The organism is Microbacterium alcoholitolerans (genome assembly GCF_050408615.1).
Classification (GTDB): Bacteria; Actinomycetota; Actinomycetes; order Actinomycetales; family Microbacteriaceae; genus Microbacterium.
In genome coordinates, this window is the sequence record NZ_JBNTKD010000001.1 from 726,650 (window position 1) to 751,387 (window position 24,738).

A 24,738-nucleotide genomic window follows, 5' to 3' on the forward strand; every position below is an offset into this window, starting at 1 on the left:
GAGGATAACTTGCATGCGTACGCATGTATTCCCGCGAGGAGCGAATTCATGCGAAAACCCCCTCCGCTGCGCGCGGAGGGGGTTCGTCAGTGCGGTGATCGCGTCAGCCGACCGCGACCAGGTCGATGATGAAGATGAGCGACTTGCCGGAGAGGAAGTGCCCGGCGCCAGCAGGGCCGTAGGCCAGGTGCGGCGGGATGACCAGCTCGCGGCGTCCGCCGACCTTCATGCCCGGGATGCCGTCCTGCCAGCCCTGGATGAGTCCGCGCAGCGGGAACTGGATAGTCTCGCCCCGGCCCCAGGACGAGTCGAACTCCTCGCCGGAGTCGAACTCGACGCCGGCGTAGTGGACGGTGACCGTGTCACCGGGCTTCGCCTCGGCGCCATCGCCCTCGATCAGGTCACGGATGACGAGCTCGGTGGGGGCGGGTCCGGTGGGGGCGTCGAACTCGGGCTTTGTGCGATCAGTCATGAGTACATCCAACCGCGATCCGCATGCCGCGGTCAACGTGACGCGCGCGTTCAGTCGCGTTCGCTGACGTCGCGAGACAGCCGCTGCGACACCCACACCGGGATGAACGACAGCAGGATCACGACCGTCGCCACCACGTTCACGACGTTGGCCTCATTCGGCCTTGCCATCTGGTTCATGATCCACAGCGGCAGGGTGTCGACACCGGGCGGGGCGGTGAAGATCGTCACGTACACCTCGTCGAAGCTGAGCGCGAAGGCGAGGATCGCACCCGCGACCAGAGCGCTGCGGAACTGCGGGAAGGTCACCATCCGGAAGGTCTGCCACGGCGTGGCGCCCAGATCCTTCGACGCCTCCTCCAGGCTCGGATTCATCCGGCGCAGCCGCGCCAGCACGTTGTTGAAGACCATCACGATGCAGAAGGTGCCGTGGGCGATGATCATGCCCCAGAACCCGACCTGGATGCCGATCGGCTCGAGCATCTGATTGTAGGTGTTGTTCAGCGCGACACCGGTGACGATGCCGGGCAGGGCGATCGGCAGCACCACCAGCAGGTTCACGGCTCGCTGGCCGAAGAACCGGTAGCGCTGCAGCGCGAAAGAGACGAGCGTGCCGAGGATCAGCGCGATCACGGTGGCGCCGGTCGCGACCAGCACCGAGTTCAGCAGTGCATCGCGCACGGGCTGGCTGGTGAATGCCTTGCCCCACCACTCCACTGAGAAGCTCGACACCGGCCAGCTTGCGATGCGCGCGGCGTTGAACGAGTTCAGCACCACCAGCATCAGCGGGATGTACATGAACGCGAGGATGATCGCGACGATCAGCCCCAGGACGATCTTGGAGGTGCGCGACAGTCTCAACATCGCCGACTCACATCCTTTCCAGTGCGCCGGTGCGCTGCACGCTCACCAGGTAGATGACGACGAATGCGATCGGCACGAGCGAGAAAGCCGCGGCGAGCGGTGGATTCAGATTGATGTTGGATGCGATGACGCTGCCGATCATCTGCGTGTCGCCGCCGACGAACTTCGCCACCAGGTAGTCGCCGAGGCTCAGCGAGAAGGTGAAGACCGAACCGGCGATGATCGCGGGCTTGATCAGCGGGAGCACGACCGTGCGAATCGTGCGCCAGGAGCCCGCGCCGAGGTCGGCCGAGGCGTCGAAGAGGTTGTTCGGCAGCTGGCGGATGGCCGTGTAGACGGGCACCGCCATGTACGGCAGCCAGAGGTAGGTCAGGGTGAGGACCACGGTGAGGATCGTGAAGCCGGGACCCTCGATGCCGAACGGCGCGAGCATCCAGTTCAGGAACCCTTCCTGGGTGAAGGTGATGCGCATCGCGATCACCTTCACCAGGTAACCGGCCCACAGCGGGAGCGTGATCGAGACGGCCAGCACCGCCCGCAACCACGGCGAGGCGACCTTCGCCATGAAGATGCCCAGCGGCACCGAGATGAGGATGGCCAGTGCCGTCACGCCGAGAGCGATCCCGAGCGTGCGCACCGACGTCGACAGATAAGCGGGGTTGGCGATCAGCTGCTCGAAGTTGCGCAGCGTGAATCCGGGCTTGACCTTGGAGGTGAAGGGGTCGGTCACCCAGAAGGCGGTGACCAGCAGCATCACCAGCGAGAAGATGTAGATGCCGATGAGCCAGGTCATCGGCAGGGCCAGCAGACCGGCGACCCGTGTGCGGCGCTTCATGTCGATCCTGTCGTCTTCGAGAGGGTTGTTCCGGGGCGGGAGATCTCTCCCCCGCCCCGGGTTCGTTCATCGGGATGCGTCGGATCAGCCCTTGACTGTCATCCAGGCATCGGTCCACTGCTGGAAGTTGGTGCATGTGACGTCCGTGCGGCCATCGATGCACTGCTCGATCGGAGTGGTCCAGAACCAGACGTTCTTGAAGTACTCCTCGTCGGTGGCGTTGTAGTAGTCGCAGTGCGCCTTGGCCTCGTCACCGGTCTCGCAGAACGCCGCGTTCGCCGGAGCCATGCCGAAGTTCATCGCGATGGCTCCGTTGACGTCGGGCGCGGACGCGTAGTCCATCCACGCGTAGGCGCAGTTCGGGTTCTTCGACTCGGTGGCCAGCATCCAGGCATCCGACCACCCCGTCGAGCCCTCCTCGGGCAGCACGCTCTTGAACTTGTCGTCCTCGGTGAGCTTGCGCAGCACCTCCCACGAGGTGCCGAGCACCGTGGTGCCTCCGGCGAACGACGTGATCTGAGCCGCAGGGTCGGCCCAGTACTCGGACACGATCTCGTTCTGCTGCTTGAGCAGATCGATCGCCGCCGCCAGCTGCTCCTCATCGAGCGCGTATGGGTTGGTGATGCCGAGGTCCGGCTCATGCGACATGAGGTAGACGGCCGCGTCTGCGATGTAGATCGGCGCGTCATAGGCGATGATCTTGCCCGCATGCGGGCTGTCCTTCTCCCATGCCACATCCCAGCTCGTCGGCTCTTCCGTCACGACCTCGCTGTTGTACTGCAGGATGTTGGCACCACGACCGATCGGGATGCCGTAGGACTGACCGTTGATGGTGTCGTAGATCTGCCCCTTCATGCCCTCGACGATGTCGTCGCCGAAGTTCGGGATCAGATCGAGGTTGAGCGGCTGCACGTCGCCGCCGGCGATCAGGCGAAGGCTCGCGTCGCCGGATGCTGAGACGAGGTCGTAGTCACCAGTGCGCATCAGCTGCACCATCTCGTCGCTGGTGCCGGCGATGCGGCGGTTCACGGTGCAGCCGGTCTGCTCGGTGAACGTGTCGGACCACGCAGGCTCGACGAAACCCGACCAGGCGACGATGTTCACCTCGTTCTCGTTGTCGCCGAGTTCGGACATCATCTCGATGTCCGGCACGTCGATCGACAGCCCGCCCTCCGCGGGTGCATCGCTCGTTCCGGAACAGCCGGCGAGCGCCATGGCGGCGGCCGCGGTGATGGCCGTGACGGCCAGGATCTTCTTTCGCATGTGATCTCTCCTTTGTGATCTGAAGTGCTGTGATCTGAAGTGCTGTGATCTGAAGTGCTGTGATCTGAAGTGCGTGTGCAGCGGGGTCAGGGAAGGCGTGCGGCGTGCGCGGGATCCCAGGTGACGCGCACCCGATCTCCTCGAGCGGGCGCCGTGCCGGCGGCATCGTGCGCGTTGGGCTGCTCGGCGATCAGGTCTATGCCGGCGTCGGTGGTGATCAGGAAGCGGGTCGCGGGTCCGGTGTAGACGACCTCGGAGACGGTGCCGACGAGGCCGACCTCTCCGCCGGTGAGCGCCTCTGCAGACGAACGCAGCCGGACACGCTCGGGACGGATGCTCATGGTCTGCCTGGTCCCGGTGAGCTCCTCTGCAAGGGTCGCTCCGATGACGTTCGACAGGCCGAGGAATCGTGCGACGAACTCGGTCTGCGGCTCTTCGTACACGTCGCGCGCGCTGCCGACCTGCTCGATGCGGCCGTTGTTGAAGACCGCGACGCGGTCGCTGAGCGTCAGCGCCTCCTCCTGGTCATGGGTGACGAAGATGAAGGTGATCCCCACTTCACGCTGGATCTGCTTCAGCTCGATCTGCATCTGCTCGCGAAGCTGCTTGTCCAGGGCACCGAGCGGCTCATCCAGCAGCAGCACCTGAGGGCGCAGGATGAGGGCCCGTGCGAGTGCGATCCGCTGGCGCTGACCACCGGAGAGCTGGTGCGGCAGACGGTCGGCCACGTGGTCGAGGCGCACCCGGCGCAGCGACTCGCCGACCTGGTCGATGCGCGAGGACTTGCTCGTCCCCTTCACCCGGAGTCCGTAGCCGACGTTGTCGGCGATCGTCATGTGCGGGAACAGTGCGTAGTCCTGGAACACGGTGTTCACGTTGCGGGCGTGAGGCGGTGTGCGGGTCACGTCGACGCCGGAGAGGCGGACCGTTCCCGACGTCGCGTCCTCGAACCCGGCGATGATGCGCAGGACGGTCGTCTTGCCGGAGCCGGAAGGTCCCAGCATCGAGAGGAACTCACCCGGAGCGACGTGCAGGTCGAGATCGCGAACGGCGGTGAAGTCGCCGAAGGACTTCGTCAGTGCCTGCAGCGACACGCTGCCCTGCTGTGCGGTCTCGCCGTTCGCGGCCTGCGCCATCGGTGCGGCAGTGGTCATGTCGTGCTCCTCGATCTCCGTCGAACTCGGAAGGATTCGCTAAACATATAAAACCAGATGACATATTTCAACTCTTTTCCGAATCGAGTTCGGATGGCAGAATCCAGATATGGAATCGCTGACGTCTCCGTCGCAGGACGCATCGCAGCGGCGACCCAGTCAGCCGCACCGCCTGCACGGCGCGCTCTTCCAGTCGATCGGCGACGAGGGTCGAGCCGAGCTCGTCGAGCGCCGCCTGGTCGACGCCATCCACCGCGGGCACCTGCGCGCCGGAGAGCGGCTCCCGTCGGAATCAGAGCTCGCCCGCAGCTTCGGCGTGGCGCCGGTGACAGTGCGGGAGGCGCTCCTGACGCTGCGCAGCCGTGGTCTGATCATCACCCGCCGCGGACGCAACGGCGGCAGCTTCGTCGTCGAGGATGCCGATCCGATCGCCTTCGCACGCGCCGCGCTCATGAACACGTCGCGGATAGCACTGCGCGACATGGGAGCGCACTACGCCGCGATCACCGCCGCGGCCGTGCGACTCGCGGCGCGGCGCGCGGATCCCACCGAGGCGCGACGCGTCCGTCAGCGACTCGAGCGACTCGGGGATCTCGACGTCGACCAGCAGCGGCAGGTGCTCGATGACGTGCAGGTCGAGCTGGTCTCACTCAGCCAGTCCGCACGCCTCACGCGCGAGCAGATGAAGCTGCAGGCCGAGTTCTCGCCGCACCTGCGGCTCGCGGCCCCTGACTCCCCGGGCCTCCGCCGGCAGGCCGAGACCCTCACCGGCATCATCGATGCCGTTGAGGCGGGAGATCCAGATGAGGCCGGACGCCGCACCGAGAACATGGTCACCGACGTGATAGACGACCTGATCCACCTGCAGAGCTCACCCGAGAGCTCATCGTGAACGCAGCATCCATCGACGTGCACTGGAGGACGCGATGACCACCCCGACCACGACCAGCACCACCGCTGCATCAGCGGCGGCGAACATCGTCGAAGACTACTTCGGCTCCCCCATCAGGACACTGCTGGGGTGGGTCGACCCCTGCGCGCAGCAGCTCTCCGAAGCCCTGCGCGCAGGCTCGCTCACCCGTGCCAGGCTCGACGCCATCGTCGAGCCCTATGCGTCACGCACCCTGGGACTCGCCGACGTGCCCGTCTACGGCGCCGGCTTCATCGCCGCGCTCGATCTGCTCGCCGATGCACACAGCCATCTCGCGTGGTGGCAGGGCGATGAGCCCCGCAAGCTCGTGCTCGCTTCGCAGAGCATCAACAAGGAGTACATCGACTACAGCGAACTGGAGTGGTACCGGGTGCCCATGAGCACCCTGCTCCCGCACGTCGCCGGCCCCTACGTCGACTACCTCTGCAGCGACGAGTACACGATCACCATCGCCGTGCCGGCGATCGCCGACGGACGCGCACTCGGCGTCGCAGGCCTCGACCTGCTCGTCGCCGAAGTCGAGCGAGAGCTGACGCCGCGCTTCGCCGCCCTCGGACAGCAGGTCACGCTCACGAACGGCGTCGGACGGGTCGTGGTGTCAACCGACCCACGATGCGCGACCGGCGACTCGGTGCGTGGTGGACGACTCGCCGAACTGCCGCGAACGTTTTGCGAGGGTGTGGCGCTGGACGTCATCGTCGAGCCGATGTGACCTGGGCTTTCCCTCAGAAGTCTTGACTTCCGAAGTGGACCGGTGCACCCTGGCTGTAGATCAACTCAGCGCCCGGGAGACTCGCAGGCATCGCCGCAGCACCGGGCGCTGAGTCTGTACTCAGCGGTGCGCTCTCCGAACCGGATGCTCGTCAGTAGGCCAGCAGCTGCGCGCGGGTGGCACGCGTGCTGGTCAGCAGCGCGTACTCGTCCGCGGCGGCGTGCGGGTCGCGCCCGGTGATCGCGCGCTGGCGCACCGCGGCCAGGGCTGCGGCGTCCCTGATGAAGGAGCGCATCAGGCCGCGGCGATCGCCGCGCAGACCCGATGCCCACTGCAGACCGGCCTTCCGGCCCGCCGGCGTCGCCAGCATTGTGACCTCCTGCGGGGTGAACCAGCCCGCGGCGGCGTATTCGCCGAGCCGCTGCCTGGTGAGCCGCGCCTCCTCCCGGCGCAACGCGATGATCGCCAGGATGAAACCGACGAACAGCGGGACCTGGGTCGTGATGTACAGCACGATGAAGTCGCCGAGCAGCGACGAGCCGTTCCAGTACGCGTGCAGCAGGATCGCGCCGATCGCACCGATCGAAGCCGCACCCAGCGCCTGCCCCGCACTGGCACTCCGACGCGCGACGAGGCCGATCGCGAAACCCGTGAGCGCAGTGAACATGGCGTGTGCGAAGGGCGAGACGAGTCCTCGCATGATGAACGTCACCGTGAGCTCGCCGGCTCCCCCGGCGAGCAGGCTCACGCCGAAGTACTGGATGTTCTCGGTGAAGGCGAACCCGGCGCCGACCAGCGCACCGTACACGACTCCGTCCACGGGCCCGTCGAAGGCGCGACGCCCGATCAGATAGATCAGGAAGACTCCGAAGCCCTTGGCGATCTCCTCCACGATCGGCGCTTGGATCACGCCGCTGAAGACGGCGCTGCGCGGCCCCACCGACAGAGCGAACAACAGGTCCACGAGCAGCGCGATGCCGACCGACACGACCGCACCCCAGCCGAGGGCGAAGATGATCATGCTCTTCGGCTCCGGCTCCCAGCGATCGATCAGACGCACACCGAGCAGCACGATGCCCAGCGGCACGAGCGCGAGAAGAAGCCCCATGACGGATGCCCCGGTGCCGATGAACATCGCGAAGTAGGCGATCAACGCGATCAGCACGAACGCCAGCACGCCGAACACCCACACCGACACGGTGCGACCCTTGCGAACAGGCAGCACCAGCGCGGGCATCGCCGGCGCCGGCGACGGCGCCTGCGGCGCGGGCGGGGCGTATGCGGCGGGCCGATCGAAGGCGGACGCGAAGCCCGCTGCGGGCTGTCCTCCAAAGCTCATGCGAAAAGCCTAGAGGGAGCCTCGACCGACTCCGACATCCCGCCCGGTAGCGTAGAGGCATGCGGTTCGCCCATCTGAGCACCAATGCGTCCGAGACTCTGCACCTGGCCGTCATCGACGGTGAGGACGCGATTCTCGTCAGCGACCTCCTCTCCCCCGCGCCCAGCACGCTGCAGGAGCTGATCGAGGGCGGTGACGAGATGCTCGACCGGCTGCGCGCCGCATTCGCCGACGACATCGCGCCGCGGCATCCGATCGGCGGATTCTCCTTCGGCTCGGCCGTCATCGCACCTCCCGCGATCCTCGCCGTCGGACTGAACTACGCGGCGCACTCCAGCGAGCTCGGGTTGAAGACCGATACCGCGCCGACCGTCTTCACGCTCTGGCCGAACTCCCTGACCGGGCACCGGCACACGACCTCGTGGCCGCGCTCGCTCAGCGAGTCCATCGACTACGAGGCAGAACTCGGCGTGGTCATCGGCCGTCCCGCCAAGGACGTGGCAGCGGAAGACGCACTGGATGCCGTGTGGGGCTACACCGCGGTCAACGACATCACGGCCCGCGACATCCAGTTCGCCGAGGCGCAGTGGTCGCGCTGCAAGTCGTTCGACGGCTTCACCCCGACCGGCCCGGTCGTGGTGACCGCCGATGAGATCCCCGATCCACAGGATCTGCACATCTGGGCCGTCGTCGACGGGCAGACCGTGCAGGACGCGAGCACCGGTCAGATGGTGCGCTCGGTCGCGACCCTGATCGCGCACCTGTCCTCGTCGATCACGCTTCTGCCCGGCACCCTCATCTCGACCGGCAGCCCGGGCGGCGCCGGATACTCGAGGGACCCGCAGATCTTCCTGCGTGACCGCTCAACCGTCACGGTGGGCATCGACGGCATCGGCGAGTTGACGACGAACTGCCGCGTCCTCGACTGAGCGGGACGCGAAAGGGGCGCCCATGAGCCTGTTCAGCTCATGGGCGCCCCTTTCGGCATCCGACGTCAATTCTCCGGCAGATCCTCCGCGGCGATCACCGGGATCGCGGCCGTCACGGTCTCAAGGCCCGACAGGCGAGCAGGCGAGATCTGCTTCGTGACCTCTTCGCGTGTCATGAGCCCCGCCTCGACGACCAGGTCGGCGACGTTGCGGTTGGTGAGCAGCGCCGTCTTCGCCAGCGCCGCCGACGCCGCGTAGCCGATGAATGGAGTGAGCGCCGTGACCACGCCGACCGATGCGCCGACCATCGCCCCCAGGCGGTCGCGGTTGGCGGTGATGCCGTCGACGCAGTTCACCCGCAGCGTCCACATCGCCTGGCGCATCCACGTGATCGACTGGAAGATCGAGTGCGCGATGACCGGCTCGAACGCGTTCAGCTGCAGCTGACCGCCCTCGACCGCCATCGTCACGGTCATGTCGGCGCCGGCGACCGCGAATGCAACCTGGTTCACGACCTCGGGGATCACCGGGTTCACCTTGCCCGGCATGATGCTGGAGCCGGCCTGGACCGCGGGGAGGTTGATCTCGCCGAGACCGGCCTGCGGGCCGGAGGAGAGCAGGCGCAGATCGTTGCAGATCTTCGACAGCTTGATCGCGTTGCGCTTGAGGCTCGACGAGAACGACATGAACGATCCGGTGTCGCTCGTGGCCTCGACGAGGTCGCTCGCCGTCTGAAGCTGGAGACCCGAGATCTCACGCAGGTGGTGCAGCACGGCCGACGCGTACGCGGGGTGGGTGGTGATGCCGGTTCCGATGGCGGTCGCGCCCATGTTGATCTCGAACAGCAGCGACGCGTTCTCGGTCAGTCTGGCGTGGTCGTAGCCGAGCGTGGAGGCGAAGCCGTGGAACTCCTGGCCGAGCGTCATCGGCACAGCGTCCTGCAGCTGCGTGCGGCCCACCTTGAGCACGTCGTGGAACTCCGCGGCCTTGCCGAGGAACGAGCGGCGCAGCAGGTCGAGCTCCTCCAGCAGCGAGCGCAGGTTCAGCGAGAGGCCGATCTTGATGGCCGTCGGGTACACGTCATTCGTCGACTGGCTGCGGTTGGTGTGGTCGATCGGCGAGATGTACGCGTAATCGCCCTTCTCACGACCGGCCATCTCCAGCGCGATGTTGGTGATGACCTCGTTCGCGTTCATGTTCGTCGAGGTTCCGGCGCCGCCCTGGATGACGCCGACGATGAACTGGTCGTGGAACTCGCCGTCGATGACACGCTGAGCCGCGGCGTCGATGAAGTCCGCCCGCTCGGCGTCGAGTGTGCCGATCTGCTTGTTCGCGCGCGCACTGGCCTGCTTGACCATCGCGAGCCCGCGGACCAGGTCGGGATACACCGAGATCGGGCGCTTGGTGATCGGGAAGTTCTCCTCCGCCCGAGCGGTGTGCACCCCCCAGTAAGCGTCGGCGGGGATCTCCATGCTTCCGAGCGAGTCGGTCTCGGTTCGGGTCGGGGCAGGCGCAACAGCAGCCATGTCACATCCTTGTGGGTAGTGGCGAGTAGGGATTCGGGGGATGCGACAAGTCTACGCCGATCCGCGATCGGGCTTGCGGGAGAACACCTCGAGCCGCTCGGCCGGCGTCAGTCGCGACATGCGCTGCGCCCAGTCCTCCGAGAAGAAGTCGGCGGTCGGCGCGTCCACGACGGGCACGACGGTGTGGGTGATGGTGTCGGGATGCACGTGCACGAGCTGGAACGCCTGCGCTGCGTCCATCCCGTTCACCTCGGTCGCGGGCCTGGCGACGTTCATCGTGTAGCAGGTGGCGGATGCGACGCTGACGGGCACGCCTGCGAATGTGCCGTGCGATGAGTAGTGCAGGTGGCCGGCCAGGATGCCGCGGACGTCGGTTCCGCGGATGACGTCCGCCAGCTCGTCCTGATGGCGCAGTTCGAGGATGTCGAACAGCGGCAGGTGACTCGGCAGCGGAGGATGGTGCATCGCCAGCAGCGTGCCGTGCGGGGCCGGTTCCCGCAGCTGCGCACGCAGCCAGTCCAGCTGCTCGCGGTCGAGATCCCCGTGGTGCCAGCCGGGGATGCTTGTGTCGAGGGCGATCAGGCGCAGCCCGCTCAGATCCCACACCCCCGTGACCGGCTCTTCCGTGGGGGCGAGATCCAGCAGGTGCTCGCGCAGCGCCGGGCGCTCGTCATGATTTCCGGCGACCCACACCACCGGGCATCCGAGCTCCACCGCCACGGGCATGACGGCCGCACGCAGCCGCCGGTAGGCGTCGGGCTCACCGAGATCGGCGAGGTCACCCGTGACGACGATGGCCGCGGGGTCGGCCTGCGCGGCGCGTATCGCGTCGAGGGTGCGCGCCAGCGTGTGCTCGACGTCGAAGCGACCGCCCAGCTGCGCGCCGTCGGCGAGCAGGTGCGGATCGCTGACATGCACGATGACGTGGGATGCCGGCTCGTGGCTCCCGAAGACATAGGGCGCGGACATGCGACCAGCCTAGGCGGTGGGACCGACGGGCGATCCTGTCCGCGGTGGCGATCAGTGTCCGATGACGACGATCAGTGTCCGATGACGATGATCAGCACGCCGGCGATCACGGCGGCGCCGCAGACCACGAAGCACGCGTAGGCGCCGACCAGCGCCAGCTGGCGCTGACCCTGCGTGAGTGGGCTGCGCTTGGCAGCTTTGGCGGCTGCCTTCTCGGCGCGCCGGATGTCCTTGTCGGAGACGATCGTGATCGCATCCGTGAACTCAGCAGGACTCACCACCGGCGCACGACCGCTCCGAACGAGCAGGCGCAGTCCGAGCGCGTAGAACAGCACGACGAGCATGGCGCCGGTGAACGCCGCGATGAAGACGCTGACGAACGCCAGCCAGTCGATGGTCATCGCTGTGCCTCCTCATCCGTGAGCTCCCATTCGGCGAGCTCGGCCCGGGCCCGCCGGCTCGCGCTGAGAATCTCCCATTCCTGGGCGGCCCTCTGTGCCTCCTCGAGCTTGCGCGCTGCGCGCTCGGCAGCCTTCCGTGCCGTCTTGATCTCGGCGGGCGAACCGCCGGCCTTCTTCAGCTTCTTGGCACGACGCGCGGCTTTCTCGGCCTCGTCGGCCTTGCGCTCGGCACGCTCCAGCGCGCGCACCAGCTCCATGCGGCTGGTGCGGCGGGTCGGGCCGGGAACCTCGGGCACGTCGACGGCGTGGCCCGAGTCGGCCACATCGCTCATGGCGTTCGACGCGGTGACGGCATCACGACGCGAGTACATGTACAGGCCGACGATGATGACAACGGCCAGGACGGCGTCGATCAGCACACCGAAGTTGCCCCACAGCACGACCAGCCAGGCGGCGAGACCGCCGACGGCGCCGGCGGCGGGAAGCGTAAGCAGCCAGCCGACGCCGATGCGGCCGACTGTCTTCCAGCGCACGATGGCGCCGCGACGGCCGAGACCGGATCCGATCACCGAGCCGGAGGCCACCTGCGTCGTGGACAGCGCGAAGCCGAGGGCGCTGGATGCCAGGATGGTCGCCGCAGTGGAGCTCTCCGCCGCGAAGCCCTGCGCGGGCTTGACCTCGGTCAGGCCCTTGCCGAGGGTTCGGATGATGCGCCAGCCGCCGAGGTACGTCCCGAGGGCGATCGTGAAGGCACAGGCCGCGATGACCCAGAACTCAGGGTTGTGGTAATCGTCGCTCGTGGGGTCGCCGGTCTGCCAGCCGACGGTGATCAGCGCGAGGGTGATGACACCCATCGTCTTCTGCGCGTCGTTGGTGCCGTGTGCGAGTGCCACCATCGACGACGTGAAGATCTGTCCCCAGCGGAAGCCGTCGCGGCCGTCGGGCTTGCGGTCGTAGCGACGGGTGACCGCGTACGCGAGCTTGGTAGCGGCGTACGCGATCAGGCCGGCGGTCAGCGGAGCGATCAGCGCCGGGAGGATCACCTTGGACATCACGACGCCGAAGTTGATTCCGGTCAGTCCGACACCCACGAGCGTCGACCCGATCAGACCGCCGAACAGGGCGTGCGAGGAGCTCGAGGGAAGGCCGAGCAGCCACGTGAGCATGTTCCAGGTGATCGCGCCGATGAGCCCCGCGAAGATCAGCTGGGGCATTATCGACAGGTCGATCTGATCCTCGCGGACGATGCCGCCCGAGACGGTCTTCGCGACCTCGGTCGACAGGAACGCGCCGACGAGGTTCAGCACCGCTGCGAGGAGCACAGCCGTCTTGGGCTTGAGTGCTCCGGTGGCGATCGGCGTCGCCATCGCGTTCGCGGTGTCGTGGAAGCCATTGGTGAAGTCGAAGAACAATGCCAGTGCGATGACCAGCACGACGATGAGGGCTGCGGTTTCCACCGGTCTCTTTCGTTGGAACTGCCAGGGAGGGGCCGAGGGCTCGGCGTGACGAACGAAGAGTTCACCGTGGGTTCAGCATGCGTTAACAGACCCGTGAGAATCCTCCCACCGTCGTCCGCGCGGGTCAACTCGCCTCGGGTAGCGTGGGGTGGTGAGCGAATCCAGCATCCGACCGCCTGTGGCAGACCGACGCCCCATCACCCGCATCCACCACGGTGACTCGTTCGAAGACGCCTACGAATGGCTCCGCGCCAAGGAGGATGCCGAGGTCGTCGCCCATCTGGAGGCGGAGAACGCGTACACGGATGCCAGGACTGCGCACCTGCAGCCGCTGCGCGAGCAGCTGTTCCAGGAGGTCAAATCGCGGGTGCTGGAGACCGACCTGTCGGTGCCCACTCGTCGCGGCGACTGGTGGTTCTACGGCCGCACCGAGGAGGGCGCGCAATACGGCATCCAGTGCCGCACTGCGGCGGTCGGCGACGACTGGACTCCCCCGGTGCTCGAACCCGGTGTTCCCGTGCCGGGCGAGCAGGTGCTGCTCGACGGCAACGTCGAGGCGGAAGGGCACGAGTTCTTCTCACTGGGCGCGTTCGACGCCTCAGATGACGGCACCCGGCTGCTGTGGTCGATCGATGTCGAGGGCTCTGAGCTGTACACCGTGCACGCGCGGGATCTGGTCACCGGCGAGACGTTCGACGATGTGATCGAGAACACCGCTCAGGCTTTCTTCACGCCCGACGGCACCGGCATCCTGTACACGACCCGCGACGAGGCCTGGCGGCCGGACACCCTGTGGCTGCACCGCATCGGCACTTCCGCCGATGCCGACGTGAAGCTGTTCCACGAGCCGGACGAGCGCTTCTGGCTCGGCGCGGGCATCACCCGCAGCAAGAAGTTCCTGATGATCGCACTGGGATCGAAGATCACCAGTGAAGAGCTGCTGATCGATGTCGATGACCTCACCGCCGAACCGCGCGTGGTGTGGCCCCGACGCGACGGCGTCGAGTACTCGGTCGACCACGCGATCATCGACGGCGAGGATCGCCTGCTCATCCTGCACAACGACGACGCGCTCGACTTCGAGCTCGTCTCGGTGGCTGCCGCCGACCCGCAGGGCGCCCGCCAGGTGCTGCTGCCCCACGAGTCGGGGCGTCGCATCCTCGACGTGGACTGCTTCCGCGACTTCGCGACCGTGGAGTACCGCCGCGACGGACTCTCGCGCGCGGCGCTGATGGATATGCGCTCCGGCGCGCTCGATGAGGTCGCCTTCAACGAGCCGCTGTTCGAGGCGTACTTCGGCGGCAATCCCGAGTGGCACGCCCCGTTCCTGCGGATGGGGTACACGTCGTTCGTGACTCCGTCGACCGTGCTCGAGCTCGAGGTCGCCACCGGCGCGAAGCACGTGCGCAAGCAGACGCCCGTGCTGGGCGGATATGACGCCGACGAGTACGGCCAGCGAAGGGTGTGGGCAACAGCGGACGACGGCGTGCAGGTGCCGATCTCGCTGGTATGGAAGCGCTCGTTCGGCGAACCCGGCGAGAGCGTGCGCCCGGTGCATCTTTACGGATACGGCTCGTACGAGCACTCCATCGACCCCGCATTCTCGGTGATGCGGCTGTCGATGCTCGACCGCGGCGTCGTCTTCGCGGTGGCGCACGTGCGCGGCGGCGGCGAGATGGGCCGGCACTGGTACGAGGACGGCAAGGAGCTGAACAAGCGCAACACCTTCACCGACTTCATCGCCTGCGGTCGCCATCTCGTCGAAACCGGCGTGACCAGCCCGGAGCGGATGATCGCAGAGGGCGGCAGTGCGGGCGGCCTGCTGATGGGCGCGGTGGTGAACATGGCGCCCGAGCTGTTCGCGGGTGTGCTCGCCGGGGTGCCGTTCGTCGATGCGCTGACCTCGATCCTCGACCCGTCGCTGCCGCTGACCGTGGTGGAGTGGGACGAGTGGGGCGACCCGCTGCACGACGCCGATGTGTACACCTACATGAAGTCGTACACGCCGTACGAGAACGTCCGCGACGGCGTCACCTATCCCCGGATCCTCGCGGTGACCTCGCTGAACGACACCCGGGTGCTGTACGTGGAGCCGGCCAAGTGGGTCGCGCGGCTGCGCGAGGCCGGGGCCGACGACGTGCTGCTGAAGTGCGAGATGTCAGCAGGACACGGCGGCGTCAGCGGCCGGTACAACGCGTGGAGGGAACGCGCCTTCGAGATCGCCTGGATGCTGGACGCCTTCGGCCTGGCCGACTGAGCCCGGCCAGCCGTCTCGGGCCGGCGGTTGGCATCCGGCATCCGGCTGTCGAGATCAGGCGATTCGCCTGCAGCAGGCGGATTTCACTGAAATCCTCCTGTCCTCGTCGGATCGCCTGAACTGGAACGCGGAATATCCTCCCGCACATGTCCTGCACAGCCACACGGATGCCGGAAGTTGTGCACACATCCTGGGTTCCTCGGTCCTGTTGAAGGCCACGCCCAGGCATCCTCGTGGGCATGAGAGCACGCCTCGAGAAGTGGATGCACGAGCGAAACGGAATCGCGCACAGCTCACAGCTGCGCGCGGCCGGCTACACGACGCACCACATCAGCCGCGCCGTCGACTCCGGGATGCTCTCCCGGGTCCGTCGCTCGTGGCTGGTGTCTGCGGAGTGTTCACCTGCCTTCCGTCGCGCCGCCGAGGTCGGCGGGCGGGTGACGTGTGTGACGGCCGCACGCTCGGCGGGGCTGTGGACGGAAAAGACGGATGCCCTGGTGCACGTGTCCGTCGCGACGAACGCCTCGCGGCTGGCGACCGACGCCGTGAAACTCCACTGGGCGCAGGGTCCGGTGCCGACCGCAGCGCACACCGTCGAGGAGCCACTTCTCAACGTGCTGTTCCAGACCGCACGGTGTCTCGAGCCCGCGCAGGCCACCGTGATCTGGGAGTCGGCTGTCAGGCTCCAGATGGTGACTCTGGAAGAACTCCGGCGCACGAAGTGGCGCAGCACCGCCGCGACGAATGTTCTCGCCACCGTCGGCGAACTGTCGGATGCCGGAACGGAGACGCGCTTCGTACAGCTCATGCGCGCCTGCGGAGTTGACGTCGTCCAGCAGGTGTGGCTCGACGGGCATCCGGTCGACGCTCTGATCGGCAAGCGTCTGGTCGTGCAGATCGACGGTTTCGAGTTCCACCGCGCCGCGAAGGATCGCCGGCGGGACATCCGCGCCGATGCGCGGCTCACGCTGCAGGGCTACACCGTGCTCCGCTTCGACTATCAGCAGGTCATGCGCGATCCGGACTACGTGCGTCAGACCGTGCTGCGCGCCTTAGCGCAGGGGCTGCACCGCGCTCCGGGACGCTGAGTCCGTGGCATCCGGCCGTTGAGATCAGGCGATCCGCCCGCAGCAGGCACATTTCCCGAAAACGAGCCTGCGCTCGTCGAATCGCCTGATGTCGAACGCCGAACTGGGCCGCCGGACGGCGGCCAAGCCGCCAGAGCGACCGGCTCAGCCGAAGAGGGCGGAGGCCTCTTCATAGCGGGCCAGCGGCACCGTGTTCAGCTCGCCGAGGGCCTCGGCGAACGGCACGCGAACGATGTCCGTCCCCCGCATGGCGACCATCTGCCCCCAGGCGCCGTCGACCAGGGCATCGGCGGCGTTGAGGCCCAGCCGCGTCGCGAGCACCCGGTCGAAGCCGGACGGCGAACCGCCGCGCTGGATGTGGCCGAGCACTGTCGAGCGGGTCTCGATGCCGGTGCGGCGCTCGATCTCGGGTGCCAGCACCTCGCTGATGCCGCCGAGGCGCGGGCGGTTGAAGGCATCCATGCCCTTGTCGCTGTACGCCTCTTCCATGCCCGTGAGCGTGAAGCCCTCCGAGACGACGACAAGCGGGGCGCGGCCGCGATCGTGAGCGCTCGTGACGAGATCGCAGATCTCATCCATCGACATCGGCACCTCGGGGATGCAGATGACGTGCGCGCCGGCGGCCATCCCCGCGTGCAGCGCGATCCAGCCGACGTGGCGCCCCATGACCTCGGCGACCATGCAGCGCTGGTGCGAGTCGCCGGTGGTGCGCAGCCTGTCCATCGCGTCGGTGGCGATATTGACGGCGGTGTCGAAGCCGAACGAGTAGTCGGTCGCGCGCAGATCGTTGTCGATGGTCTTCGGCACGCCGAGAACGTTGATGCCGTCTTTCGCCAGCCGGTCGGCTGCAGCCAGCGTGCCCTCACCGCCGATCGCGACGATGCCGTCGATGCCGTGAGCCGCCAGCGTCTTGGCGATGTTCTCGGCGCCGCCGCGCGCACCCTCGTAGGGGTTGGTGCGGCTCGTGCCGAGGATCGTGCCGCCGACCTTAGACAGGCCCTTCACCTCGTGCCTGGTGAGCGGGAAGAAGTCGCCGTCGACCACACCGCGCCACCCGTCGCGGATGCCGACGAACTCGAGGTCGTAGTTCGTGGTGCCCTTGAGCACGATGCCGCGGATGACCGCGTTCAGGCCGGGGCAGTCGCCGCCGCTGGTGAGGATGCCGATCTTCATGCTGCTGCCTTCATGCTGTGAGGGACGGAAAGGAGAAGAGGCGACGCTGCCTGTTTCGACACTAGTGCGGAACAGCATCGGATGCCATTCCACGCCCGACGAAAACCGCTGATCTTGCTCCTCCGACTCCGTCGATCTTGGAAACTTGACCACCGGATGCCATGAAGCGCAAAAGAGGGCGTCAAGAACCTCAGTTCTTAACGCCCCCTTCGCGTGGTGCGACGATTCAGGCTGCGCCGAGCGCCTCACGCAGCAGGTGCATCAGGGCGGCCATCTGCACTGACTCGCTCGGCTCCTGCTCAGCGGCCTCACCATCGAGCGCGCGTGCCGCGAGACCCTGCTTCTGGTCGATCAGCTCGGCGATCTTCGTGTCGAGCGTGTGCGCCGCGATGATCCGCCACGCGGTGACGGGCTCATCCTGACCGATGCGGTGCACGCGGTCGATCGCCTGCGTCTGCTCCGCGGCGGTCCAGCTCAGTTCTGCGAGCACGACGTTCGAGGCGACCTGCAGGTTGACTCCGACCCCGGCCGCGGTGAGCGAACACACCGCGATGCCGACCTCGGGGTCGTTGTTGAAGGAGTCGATCGCCTGCTGGCGAGCCGGCGTCGTCTGGTCGCCGCGGATCGAGACAGCGGTGATCCCGGCAGCCGCGAAGTGCGCCTCGGCCTGGTCCATGACGTCGACGTGCTTGGCGAAGAAGACCACCTTCTGCACCGATCGCTGCAGCTGAGCGGCGTAGTCGGCGGCGAGCAGCGCCTTGGCCTGCCCGATCTTGCGCACCATGGTGAAGACGTTGTCTCCGCCGGTGCCGGCAGCCTTCGATTCCTCGAGTTCGTTGTGCGCCACCAGACGCACGATGTCGTCATCGATCTCGCCTGCGGGGGCCGTCGATCCATGCGTCGCGGTGCGGGCTTCGACGATGCGCCGGTACTTCGCAGCCATCCGCTCGCCCAGCTCGCGCTCGGCCTGGCGGATGCTGCGACCGAACTCGTCATCGAGCTGCACCGGAAGGTCGGCGACGAGCTTGTCGGGAAGGTCCGCCGCGACATCCTTCTTCTTGCGCCGCACGATGCCCATCGAGATGACGGCCTCGCGGGCCTCGGCGTAGAAGGACTTGTCGGCGGGCGTCAGCCCGGTGGCATCCAGCTTCTCCATCAGCTCGGGGCCGGGCTTCTCGCCGTTCGTCCAGCCGAGGAAGCGCCAGATCGCGTCGAAGTCCTCCACGTCATTGATCAGCGGGGTGCCGGTGAGGGCGAGCATCAGCGGGTCGCGCTCGCGCTCGCGGATGCGCGTCGCCAGCGCCAGCACATTCTGCGAACGCTGCGACGAGAGGTTCTTGATGAAGTGCGCCTCGTCGACGACCATGCCCTTCAGGCCGATCGAGCTCAGCCACGACAAATGGCGGTCGAGGATCTCGTAGTTCACGATGAATACGTCCGCGAAGGCGTCGATGTCGGCGCCATCGCCCTGGATGACCGTGGCGCGACGCTGCGGCGTCCAGCGCTCGACCTCGCGCGCCCAGTTCATCTTCACGACGTTCGGCACCACGACCAGCAGCGGATAGGCCTCGGCGACGGATGCCGCGAGCACCGACTGCGCGGTCTTGCCCAGGCCCGGTTCATCCGCCAGCAGGAAGCTGCGATGCCCGGCGCGAACCGACTCGACGAAGCGCGACTGGTGCACCATCACCTCGCGGCCCTTCGGCGAGATGTGGTCGTACTCGGGGGTTGGCGGAAGATCCATGGTCGCCGCTCCCCCGCCGGCGCCCGATTCGAACGCCTTGTACAGCGGACCCATCAGCTCCCAGCCATCCAGACGACGCCGCGGCACAGCCTCGGCACGGGGGGTCAGATCGGGAGCGAGGAACGGGTTCGCGAGCTGGCGCGACTCGACGGACGGCGGCGTGACCTGCTTCTCCGCGAGAGCCGCGGGGACCACCGGCGCACGCACGGGGGCGATGTCGGTGATGACGAGCTCTTCCGGGGCGAGCTCGGCACCCGACTCCAGCAGCCAGTCGCGTCGCATCCTCTTCGCCACGGGCGAGGTGGCCTGGTCAGCCTCCAGCAGCTGGATCAAGGACGTGTCCCGAGCCGCGGTCTTCGCCAGGATCGTGGCCACGCCGTCGAGCCGCTTGAGCAGCTCGGCGCGGGCCGCATCCGTCAGCTCGTCGTCGGCCTTCACCCTGGCCCGCTCCTCGCGGACGAGGAATGCGATCACCTGGAACTTGACGCGGTTGGTGGGGCCCAGCTTCGCTCGCTGGGCCTTCGCCTCGATCTCGCGGACCTTGCGCGCGAGGATCGGGATCAGCGGCGCCTCTTCGTCGCGACGAGACGTCTTCTTTCGCCGCGATGCGGCGGTTGCCGTGGTCGGCATGCTCCTCCTGAGCGTGAGTGCCGAAGCGCCGAAGGGGCCTTCGGTTCGATACTGTGATCCGCGTGTGGCGCGAGCCAGGACCGTGCGGACGGGCGGTTCACGACGTGCGCGCGCAGCGCGGCAGCCGTTGCACCTACACCGAGTTTAGAGCATCCGGCCCGGATGCCGACAGATGCGACGCCATGTCGGGCCGGAACGGACTCAGAGACCGAGACGGATGCGTGCCTCGGTGACGTCGGCTGCGATCTGCGCGGTGAGCGCTTCCATGCCCTCGAAGGCGACCATGCCGCGCAGATGATCGCTGAACTCGACCGTGACGTGGTGGCCGTAGAGGTCGAGGCCCGCCTCGTCGAGGACGTGCGCCTCGACCTGGCGGCGCTCGACGTCGTCGAAGGTGGGGTTCGTCCCCACCGAGATGGCCGCCGGATGCCGGATGCCCGTGTCGTGGTCGACGAGCCACCCGGCGTAGACGCCGTCGGCGGGAACCAGCGAGTCGACCATCTCGGAGAGGTTCGCGGTCGGGAAGCCGAGCTCGCGGCCGCGCTTAAGGCCGTGCACGACCGCACCTGCGACGGTGACCGGTCGCCCCAGCACCTTGGCGGCCCGGACGACGTCGCCCTCCGCCAGCAGTTCCCGGATCCAGGTCGACGATACGCGACGACCTTCACCCTCGGGGAACACATCGTCGACGACGTCCACGGTGAAGTCGTACTTCGGGCCGAGCTCGCGCAGCAGATCCGGAGTCCCTGCACCACCGCGGCCAAAGCGGAAGTCCCGCCCGACCAGCACGGTGGTGACATGCAGCGAATCGACGAGGATGGTGCGCACGAAGTCCTCTGCCGGAACGGATGCGAGCTCGCGATCGAAGGTGAGCACCAGGGTCGCATCCAGCTCGAGCTCACCGAGCAGCTCGAGCTTGCGATCGACGGCCACGACGTTCTCGGGACACAGCTCCGGGCGCAGCACCTCGAGCGGGTTTCGGTCGAAGGTGACGGCGACGGCACGGGCGCCGATCGCCTGCGCGTCCTCGCGGACCTTCCAGATGACGGCTCGGTGGCCGACGTGCACACCGTCGAATTTGCCGATAGCGACGACGGTCCGCCCGAAGTCTGCCGGCACTTCCGCAGGGTCACGGAAGACGATCATGCCCGGACCCTCTCCGGGCGGTTCTTCACCAGCCACCAGATCCCGAAGACGGGCAGCACGAGCGGGATGAAGACGTACCCCATGCCGAAGTACGACCACACGCTGTCGTGCGCGAACAGAGACGGGGCGAGGAAGCTCAGCGCGCCGACGACGATGACGCCGGAGAGCTCGAAGACGATGGCGATCCACGCCATCCGGTACCAGCCCGGCCGGTCCGCGAGGATGAGCGCGAGGGTCGCAAGGATGTAGACGACCGCGGCCGTGGCGGAGAGCGAGTACGCCAGCGGCGCCTCTTCGAACCTGCGGACGATCTGCACGAAGCTGCGACCTGTGGCGCCGATCGCCATCACGGCATAGACGATGACGAGAACGCGGCCGATGCCCGTCATTCGGGCGCGCGAAACGGTGTGGGACATGGCGTCGTCCATTCTATCCGCGTCGAGCGAGGTCGATTTCGGGCTCACGCGACCTGCACGGTCCAGATCATCTGCATCCGCCACAGCATGATGGCGAGCGAGATCGCGACGACCCCGAGCACGACGGTGCTCCATCTGCCGCGCTCCAGCAGCGCCCAGGCGATCCCGCCGAGTGGCAGCAGCACGGCGGCGATCAGGTAGACCCAGAACTCCAGCAGGTCGCCAGTGGGCGGGTTTCCGGTCAGCGGGGCGACGATCCCGATGACGACCTGCGCGAGCAGGAGCACCTCGACCAGCACCAGGCTGCCGACGGTGTAATCACTGGGTCGCCGGCCGGCGAAGCCGGCGATCAGACAGAACAGGCCGGCCGCGCACGCGACGGCGATCTGGACGACGGTGAACCACAGGATCATCCCTGCACCTCCGGCATATTCATTGCGCTCTTGATGTCAGAGCCTCGCGTCTCGACGACCCCGACGAGTTCTCCGTCCGGGTCGACCGCCGCGACTTCGGATGCCGTCAGGCGGGTGGCCTGTCCGTGCAGCCGCTTGCCGTGGCGCAGGTCCCTCGCCTCGTCCGCGGAGACGTTCAGCACGGGCATGGTTCGGGCCGCCGCGGCGGCGGCGGTCAATGTCGGGGCTCCGGCGAGGGCGTCGACTGCGACGGCATCCGTCACGTCGAAGCCGCCGACCCGTGTGCGGCGCAGCGCCGTCAGGTGCCCTCCGATGCCGAGTGCCGCGCCGAGATCGCGAGCGAGCGCGCGGATGTACGTGCCGGAGGAGCAGTCGATGACGACGTCGAGGTCGATGGCGCTCGCGCTGTCGCGACGTTCCAGGATCTCGAAGCGCGTGACGGTCACCCGGCGCGCCGCGAGAGCGACCTCTTCCCCGGCGCGCACCCGGTCGTAGGCGCGTCTGCCGTCGACTTTAATCGCCGAGACGGAGCTCGGCACCTGCGAGATGGCGCCGGTCAATGCTGCGATCTCGTGTGCGATCCGCTCGGCGCCGACCGCTGCGATGGCATCCGCGGGCGCCTGCTCGAGCAGCTCGCCCTCGGCATCGTCGGTGGTGGATCCGACTCCGAGCCGGATCGTCGCGGTGTATGTCTTGTCGGCGCCGACGATGTAGGTCAGCAGTCTGGTGGCGCCCTCGATCCCGATCACGAGAAGGCCGGTCGCCATCGGATCGAGCGTGCCGGCGTGACCGACCTTGCGGGTGCCGAACGCGCGCCGCGTGCGGGCGACCACGTCGTGACTCGTCAGCCCGCCGGGCTTGTCGACGAGCAGGATTGCGGGCGAGACCATCCCTCCAGCTTAGAGTGCGTCAGCCGCACACCTCGTAGGGCGGCTCGTCCCGTGAGGTCACCGTGACGGCGGACACGACGTCGGAGCCCGCCTGGAAGGTGAAGAAGATCGTGCCCGGCTCACCCACGCGCAGCAGCGTGGCGTCACCGACCGTCGCCGTCTGCTCGACCGCATCGGGGTAGGCGGCATGCACCTGTTCGCTCGTGGATCCGAGCCCGATGCCCTCAGCGGTGCGCGGCGCGTCCTCCGGGACGACCGCGTCTGTGAGCGCGGCCACATCGATCGTGGCGACACCGTCAGGTGCCTCACTGTCCTCCGCGAAGTAGGCCGTCACCGTGCCGTCCGGGTCGTTCCAGAACGCCGTCCACGAGCATGCGTCCTCGACGGTCCACGCCGGGACCTCGGCGCGCGCCTCTTCGAATTCAGCGCCCAGCTCGATCGGCCCCACGCCGGTCTCGCTCACGGTCCAGCCCGCGGGGTCCCCGGCATCCGCTGTCGGCGTCGCAGTGTATGTCGGCGTCGCCGACTCGACGGGTGCTGCCGATGTGAGCGATGGCTCCGGCGTCCCGCCGGGCGCTGTCGAGTCACTCGCGCAGCCCGTGAGCACCACGGCCAACAGTGCGGCGCCGACCATCGCCGTGCCGCGCAGTCTCGCGGCGTTCCTCTTCGAATTCCCGTTCATGACGCTCCCTCCGATTCAGGCCCAATAGGCTGGCATGATGCCCGCGCCGACGATCCCCCTCGCATGGCGCTTCGATCTCAGGGAATGGTACGCGCGCAGCGCGCGGGATCTGCCCTGGCGGCGCGCCGAGTTCGCCGATCGGTACGGCGCGTGGGGAACGCTGGTCAGCGAGTTCATGCTGCAGCAGACCCCGGTGGCGCGCGTGATCCCGCACCTCGAGGCATGGCTGACGCGGTGGCCCTCCCCCGCCGAGATGGCGAAGGCGACGCCCGCCGAGGTGGTGCACCAGTGGGCGAATCTCGGGTATCCGCGCCGCGCGCTGTGGCTGCATCGCGCCGCGGCGCAGGTCGTCGAGCAGCACGGCGGCGTCGTGCCGCGGGACGTGACAGCGCTGCTGGCTCTGTCCGGAATCGGAGATTACACGGCGCGGGCAGTGGCGGTCTTCCACTATGGCGACCGCCACCCGGTCGTCGACACGAACACGCGACGGGTGATCACGAGGGCCGTCGATGCGCGCTCTCAGCCCGATCCGCCCTCGGCGCGCGACCTGGAGCGGATGTCGAACCTGCTGCCGGACGACGTCGAGGAATCCGCAGTGTTCAACGCCGCCATGATGGAGCTCGGCGCCGTGGTGTGCACGGCGCGAGCGCCGAAGTGCGAGGCGTGCCCGATCGCGGCCTCGTGCGCGTGGCTGACGGCGGGGCGGCCCGACACCGGCGACCGGCGTCGACGTCAGGCCCGTTACGAGGGGTCGGATCGTCAGGTGCGCGGCACGGTGCTGCGGATGCTGCGCGGTGCGCCGGGGCATCGCATGGCAGCCGAGGAGATCGCCACGGCGTGGGCGGATGCCGTCCAGCGCGATCGAGCGATCGACTCCCTCATCGCCGACGGTCTCATCGAGGCATCGGAGGGCATGCTCGCGCTGCCTCGCTGATCTCAGGCCTCGCTGATCTCAGGCCTCGCTGATCTCAGGCCTCGCTGATCTCAGCGGCTGCGATCAGTCCCGACTGTGATCAGGCTTCGGGCTCGTCGTCGCGACGGTACGGGTCGGCCTCCCCGGCGTGGGTGGCCGAGGATGCGAGCTTCGCCACCTCTGCGTCGCGCTCGCGCGCCTCGCGCAGCAGGTCGGCGATGTGCCCGGCATTCTCCGGAAGCGCGTCCGGGATGAACTCCAGCGTCGGCACCAGGCGCACGTTGAGCTGTCGTCCGACCTCCTTGCGCAGCAGGCCGGTGGCCGAGGTGAGCGCCGCACCGCTGGCGACGCGCTCCTCATCAGTGCCGAGCACCGTGTAGAACACGGAGGCGTGCTGAAGGTCGCCCGAGACGCGGACGTCTGTGATCGTCACGAACCCGAGCCGCGGGTCGCGCAGCCCCTTCTCGAGACGCTCGGCGAGGATGACGCGGATGCGATCCGCGAGTCGTGCCTGTCGTTCTCCAGCCATGCCTTA

At 67.7% G+C, this 24,738-nt stretch carries 24 protein-coding genes; 6 read left to right on the forward strand and 18 right to left on the reverse strand.

The annotated features are described in order from the left end of the window. Positions 1-103: 103 nt before the first annotated feature. The 5 genes from ACQUSX_RS03565 to ACQUSX_RS03585 all read right to left on the reverse strand — a co-directional run bounded on the left by ACQUSX_RS03565 (position 104) and on the right by ACQUSX_RS03585 (position 4,587). On the reverse strand, positions 104-472 hold the full coding sequence (locus ACQUSX_RS03565; protein ID WP_428905586.1) for an FKBP-type peptidyl-prolyl cis-trans isomerase: 369 nt from the start codon (positions 470-472) through the stop codon (positions 104-106). 50 nt (positions 473-522) lie between these two features. Next, positions 523-1,335: an ABC transporter permease gene (locus ACQUSX_RS03570; protein ID WP_428905587.1), complete on the reverse strand. Its 813-nt coding sequence runs from the start codon at positions 1,333-1,335 to the stop codon at positions 523-525. A 7-nt stretch (positions 1,336-1,342) separates the two neighbouring features. Continuing rightward, positions 1,343-2,170 (reverse strand): ABC transporter permease, encoded by an 828-nt coding sequence (locus tag ACQUSX_RS03575; protein WP_428905588.1) that lies wholly within the window; start codon positions 2,168-2,170, stop codon positions 1,343-1,345. Between the two features lie 84 nt (positions 2,171-2,254). After that, entirely contained in the window at positions 2,255-3,433 is a 1,179-nt protein-coding gene (locus ACQUSX_RS03580; protein ID WP_428905589.1) for an extracellular solute-binding protein, read from the reverse strand. 86 nt (positions 3,434-3,519) lie between these two features. After that, positions 3,520-4,587 carry an ABC transporter ATP-binding protein gene (locus ACQUSX_RS03585; RefSeq protein ID WP_428905590.1) on the reverse strand — a complete coding sequence of 356 codons (1,068 nt, stop codon included), beginning with the start codon at positions 4,585-4,587 and terminating at the stop codon, positions 3,520-3,522. Positions 4,588-4,696: 109 nt separating this feature from the next. On the opposite strand from ACQUSX_RS03585, the gene ACQUSX_RS03590 reads away from it, so the two are divergent. Together ACQUSX_RS03590 and ACQUSX_RS03595 are read left to right on the forward strand one after the other, a co-directional pair. After that, positions 4,697-5,479 carry a FadR/GntR family transcriptional regulator gene (locus ACQUSX_RS03590; protein WP_428905591.1) on the forward strand — a complete coding sequence of 261 codons (783 nt, stop codon included), beginning with the start codon at positions 4,697-4,699 and terminating at the stop codon, positions 5,477-5,479. A 34-nt stretch (positions 5,480-5,513) separates the two neighbouring features. Beyond that, the gene (locus ACQUSX_RS03595) at positions 5,514-6,230 is read left to right on the forward strand and encodes a cache domain-containing protein (RefSeq protein ID WP_428905592.1); all 717 of its coding nucleotides are present in this window, start codon (positions 5,514-5,516) and stop codon (positions 6,228-6,230) included. Between the two features lie 151 nt (positions 6,231-6,381). On the opposite strand, the gene ACQUSX_RS03600 is transcribed toward ACQUSX_RS03595, so the two are convergent. Then, positions 6,382-7,569, reverse strand: a complete 1,188-nt coding sequence (locus tag ACQUSX_RS03600) for a PrsW family intramembrane metalloprotease (protein WP_428905593.1) — start codon at positions 7,567-7,569, stop codon at positions 6,382-6,384. A gap of 59 nt (positions 7,570-7,628) precedes the next feature. On the opposite strand from ACQUSX_RS03600, the gene ACQUSX_RS03605 reads away from it, so the two are divergent. Beyond that, positions 7,629-8,498, forward strand: a complete 870-nt coding sequence (locus ACQUSX_RS03605) for a fumarylacetoacetate hydrolase family protein (protein WP_428905594.1) — start codon at positions 7,629-7,631, stop codon at positions 8,496-8,498. Positions 8,499-8,563: 65 nt separating this feature from the next. On the opposite strand, the gene ACQUSX_RS03610 is transcribed toward ACQUSX_RS03605, so the two are convergent. The 4 genes from ACQUSX_RS03610 to ACQUSX_RS03625 form a co-directional block, all read right to left on the reverse strand. After that, a complete protein-coding gene (locus ACQUSX_RS03610; protein ID WP_428905595.1) occupies positions 8,564-10,024 on the reverse strand; it encodes an aspartate ammonia-lyase in 1,461 nt (486 codons plus the stop codon). Positions 10,025-10,075: 51 nt separating this feature from the next. Next, positions 10,076-10,993 carry a phosphodiesterase gene (locus ACQUSX_RS03615; protein ID WP_428905596.1) on the reverse strand — a complete coding sequence of 306 codons (918 nt, stop codon included), beginning with the start codon at positions 10,991-10,993 and terminating at the stop codon, positions 10,076-10,078. A gap of 71 nt (positions 10,994-11,064) precedes the next feature. Then, positions 11,065-11,394: a peptidase gene (locus ACQUSX_RS03620; RefSeq protein WP_428905597.1), complete on the reverse strand. Its 330-nt coding sequence runs from the start codon at positions 11,392-11,394 to the stop codon at positions 11,065-11,067. Further along, a complete protein-coding gene (locus ACQUSX_RS03625; protein ID WP_428905598.1) occupies positions 11,391-12,851 on the reverse strand; it encodes an inorganic phosphate transporter in 1,461 nt (486 codons plus the stop codon). The genes ACQUSX_RS03620 and ACQUSX_RS03625 overlap by 4 nt, the downstream gene beginning before the upstream one ends. A 151-nt stretch (positions 12,852-13,002) precedes the next feature. On the opposite strand from ACQUSX_RS03625, the gene ACQUSX_RS03630 reads away from it, so the two are divergent. Next, complete coding sequence (locus ACQUSX_RS03630; RefSeq protein WP_428905599.1) at positions 13,003-15,108, forward strand: S9 family peptidase; 2,106 nt, start codon at positions 13,003-13,005, stop codon at positions 15,106-15,108. A 239-nt stretch (positions 15,109-15,347) separates the two neighbouring features. After that, complete coding sequence (locus ACQUSX_RS03635) at positions 15,348-16,196, forward strand: DUF559 domain-containing protein (RefSeq protein WP_428905600.1); 849 nt, start codon at positions 15,348-15,350, stop codon at positions 16,194-16,196. Between the two features lie 144 nt (positions 16,197-16,340). Here the strand turns inward: ACQUSX_RS03635 and ACQUSX_RS03640 are convergent, their stop codons facing one another. The 7 genes from ACQUSX_RS03640 to ACQUSX_RS03670 all read right to left on the reverse strand — a co-directional run bounded on the left by ACQUSX_RS03640 (position 16,341) and on the right by ACQUSX_RS03670 (position 23,290). Further along, positions 16,341-17,369, reverse strand: coding sequence for a 6-phosphofructokinase (locus tag ACQUSX_RS03640; protein ID WP_428905601.1), 1,029 nt, complete (start codon positions 17,367-17,369; stop codon positions 16,341-16,343). 226 nt (positions 17,370-17,595) lie between these two features. Beyond that, complete coding sequence (locus ACQUSX_RS03645; RefSeq protein ID WP_428905602.1) at positions 17,596-19,743, reverse strand: DEAD/DEAH box helicase; 2,148 nt, start codon at positions 19,741-19,743, stop codon at positions 17,596-17,598. Between the two features lie 201 nt (positions 19,744-19,944). Continuing rightward, on the reverse strand, positions 19,945-20,889 hold the full coding sequence (locus tag ACQUSX_RS03650; protein ID WP_428905603.1) for a bifunctional riboflavin kinase/FAD synthetase: 945 nt from the start codon (positions 20,887-20,889) through the stop codon (positions 19,945-19,947). Next, positions 20,886-21,305, reverse strand: a complete 420-nt coding sequence (locus ACQUSX_RS03655) for a hypothetical protein (protein WP_428905604.1) — start codon at positions 21,303-21,305, stop codon at positions 20,886-20,888. The genes ACQUSX_RS03650 and ACQUSX_RS03655 overlap by 4 nt, the downstream gene beginning before the upstream one ends. A gap of 44 nt (positions 21,306-21,349) precedes the next feature. Continuing rightward, positions 21,350-21,718 carry a hypothetical protein gene (locus ACQUSX_RS03660; RefSeq protein ID WP_428905605.1) on the reverse strand — a complete coding sequence of 123 codons (369 nt, stop codon included), beginning with the start codon at positions 21,716-21,718 and terminating at the stop codon, positions 21,350-21,352. Continuing rightward, positions 21,715-22,608 carry a tRNA pseudouridine(55) synthase TruB gene (truB, locus tag ACQUSX_RS03665; RefSeq protein WP_428905606.1) on the reverse strand — a complete coding sequence of 298 codons (894 nt, stop codon included), beginning with the start codon at positions 22,606-22,608 and terminating at the stop codon, positions 21,715-21,717. Before truB ends, ACQUSX_RS03660 begins: the two co-directional genes overlap by 4 nt. A gap of 19 nt (positions 22,609-22,627) precedes the next feature. Continuing rightward, entirely contained in the window at positions 22,628-23,290 is a 663-nt protein-coding gene (locus ACQUSX_RS03670; protein ID WP_428905607.1) for a hypothetical protein, read from the reverse strand. 37 nt (positions 23,291-23,327) lie between these two features. On the opposite strand from ACQUSX_RS03670, the gene ACQUSX_RS03675 reads away from it, so the two are divergent. Next, positions 23,328-24,224 carry an HhH-GPD family protein gene (locus tag ACQUSX_RS03675; protein ID WP_428905608.1) on the forward strand — a complete coding sequence of 299 codons (897 nt, stop codon included), beginning with the start codon at positions 23,328-23,330 and terminating at the stop codon, positions 24,222-24,224. Between the two features lie 79 nt (positions 24,225-24,303). Here the strand turns inward: ACQUSX_RS03675 and rbfA are convergent, their stop codons facing one another. Next, positions 24,304-24,732, reverse strand: coding sequence for a 30S ribosome-binding factor RbfA (gene rbfA, locus ACQUSX_RS03680; protein ID WP_428905609.1), 429 nt, complete (start codon positions 24,730-24,732; stop codon positions 24,304-24,306). Between the last annotated feature and the right edge of the window lie 6 nt (positions 24,733-24,738).

What these genes read in the sequence shown, in the direction of transcription:
- ACQUSX_RS03565 (WP_428905586.1), bottom strand. Translation starts at nt 472, where the DNA reads ATGACTGATCGCACAAAGCCCGAGTTCGACGCCCCCACCGGACCCGCC.
- ACQUSX_RS03570 (WP_428905587.1), bottom strand. Translation starts at nt 1,335, where the DNA reads ATGTTGAGACTGTCGCGCACCTCCAAGATCGTCCTGGGGCTGATCGTC.
- ACQUSX_RS03575 (WP_428905588.1), bottom strand. Translation starts at nt 2,170, where the DNA reads ATGAAGCGCCGCACACGGGTCGCCGGTCTGCTGGCCCTGCCGATGACC.
- ACQUSX_RS03580 (WP_428905589.1), bottom strand. Translation starts at nt 3,433, where the DNA reads ATGCGAAAGAAGATCCTGGCCGTCACGGCCATCACCGCGGCCGCCGCC.
- ACQUSX_RS03585 (WP_428905590.1), bottom strand. Translation starts at nt 4,587, where the DNA reads ATGACCACTGCCGCACCGATGGCGCAGGCCGCGAACGGCGAGACCGCA.
- ACQUSX_RS03590 (WP_428905591.1), top strand. Translation starts at nt 4,697, where the DNA reads ATGGAATCGCTGACGTCTCCGTCGCAGGACGCATCGCAGCGGCGACCC.
- ACQUSX_RS03595 (WP_428905592.1), top strand. Translation starts at nt 5,514, where the DNA reads ATGACCACCCCGACCACGACCAGCACCACCGCTGCATCAGCGGCGGCG.
- ACQUSX_RS03600 (WP_428905593.1), bottom strand. Translation starts at nt 7,569, where the DNA reads ATGAGCTTTGGAGGACAGCCCGCAGCGGGCTTCGCGTCCGCCTTCGAT.
- ACQUSX_RS03605 (WP_428905594.1), top strand. Translation starts at nt 7,629, where the DNA reads ATGCGGTTCGCCCATCTGAGCACCAATGCGTCCGAGACTCTGCACCTG.
- ACQUSX_RS03610 (WP_428905595.1), bottom strand. Translation starts at nt 10,024, where the DNA reads ATGGCTGCTGTTGCGCCTGCCCCGACCCGAACCGAGACCGACTCGCTC.
- ACQUSX_RS03615 (WP_428905596.1), bottom strand. Translation starts at nt 10,993, where the DNA reads ATGTCCGCGCCCTATGTCTTCGGGAGCCACGAGCCGGCATCCCACGTC.
- ACQUSX_RS03620 (WP_428905597.1), bottom strand. Translation starts at nt 11,394, where the DNA reads ATGACCATCGACTGGCTGGCGTTCGTCAGCGTCTTCATCGCGGCGTTC.
- ACQUSX_RS03635 (WP_428905600.1), top strand. Translation starts at nt 15,348, where the DNA reads ATGAGAGCACGCCTCGAGAAGTGGATGCACGAGCGAAACGGAATCGCG.
- ACQUSX_RS03640 (WP_428905601.1), bottom strand. Translation starts at nt 17,369, where the DNA reads ATGAAGATCGGCATCCTCACCAGCGGCGGCGACTGCCCCGGCCTGAAC.
- ACQUSX_RS03645 (WP_428905602.1), bottom strand. Translation starts at nt 19,743, where the DNA reads ATGCCGACCACGGCAACCGCCGCATCGCGGCGAAAGAAGACGTCTCGT.
- ACQUSX_RS03650 (WP_428905603.1), bottom strand. Translation starts at nt 20,889, where the DNA reads ATGATCGTCTTCCGTGACCCTGCGGAAGTGCCGGCAGACTTCGGGCGG.
- ACQUSX_RS03655 (WP_428905604.1), bottom strand. Translation starts at nt 21,305, where the DNA reads ATGTCCCACACCGTTTCGCGCGCCCGAATGACGGGCATCGGCCGCGTT.
- ACQUSX_RS03660 (WP_428905605.1), bottom strand. Translation starts at nt 21,718, where the DNA reads ATGATCCTGTGGTTCACCGTCGTCCAGATCGCCGTCGCGTGCGCGGCC.
- truB (WP_428905606.1), bottom strand. Translation starts at nt 22,608, where the DNA reads ATGGTCTCGCCCGCAATCCTGCTCGTCGACAAGCCCGGCGGGCTGACG.
- ACQUSX_RS03670 (WP_428905607.1), bottom strand. Translation starts at nt 23,290, where the DNA reads ATGAACGGGAATTCGAAGAGGAACGCCGCGAGACTGCGCGGCACGGCG.
- ACQUSX_RS03675 (WP_428905608.1), top strand. Translation starts at nt 23,328, where the DNA reads ATGCCCGCGCCGACGATCCCCCTCGCATGGCGCTTCGATCTCAGGGAA.
- rbfA (WP_428905609.1), bottom strand. Translation starts at nt 24,732, where the DNA reads ATGGCTGGAGAACGACAGGCACGACTCGCGGATCGCATCCGCGTCATC.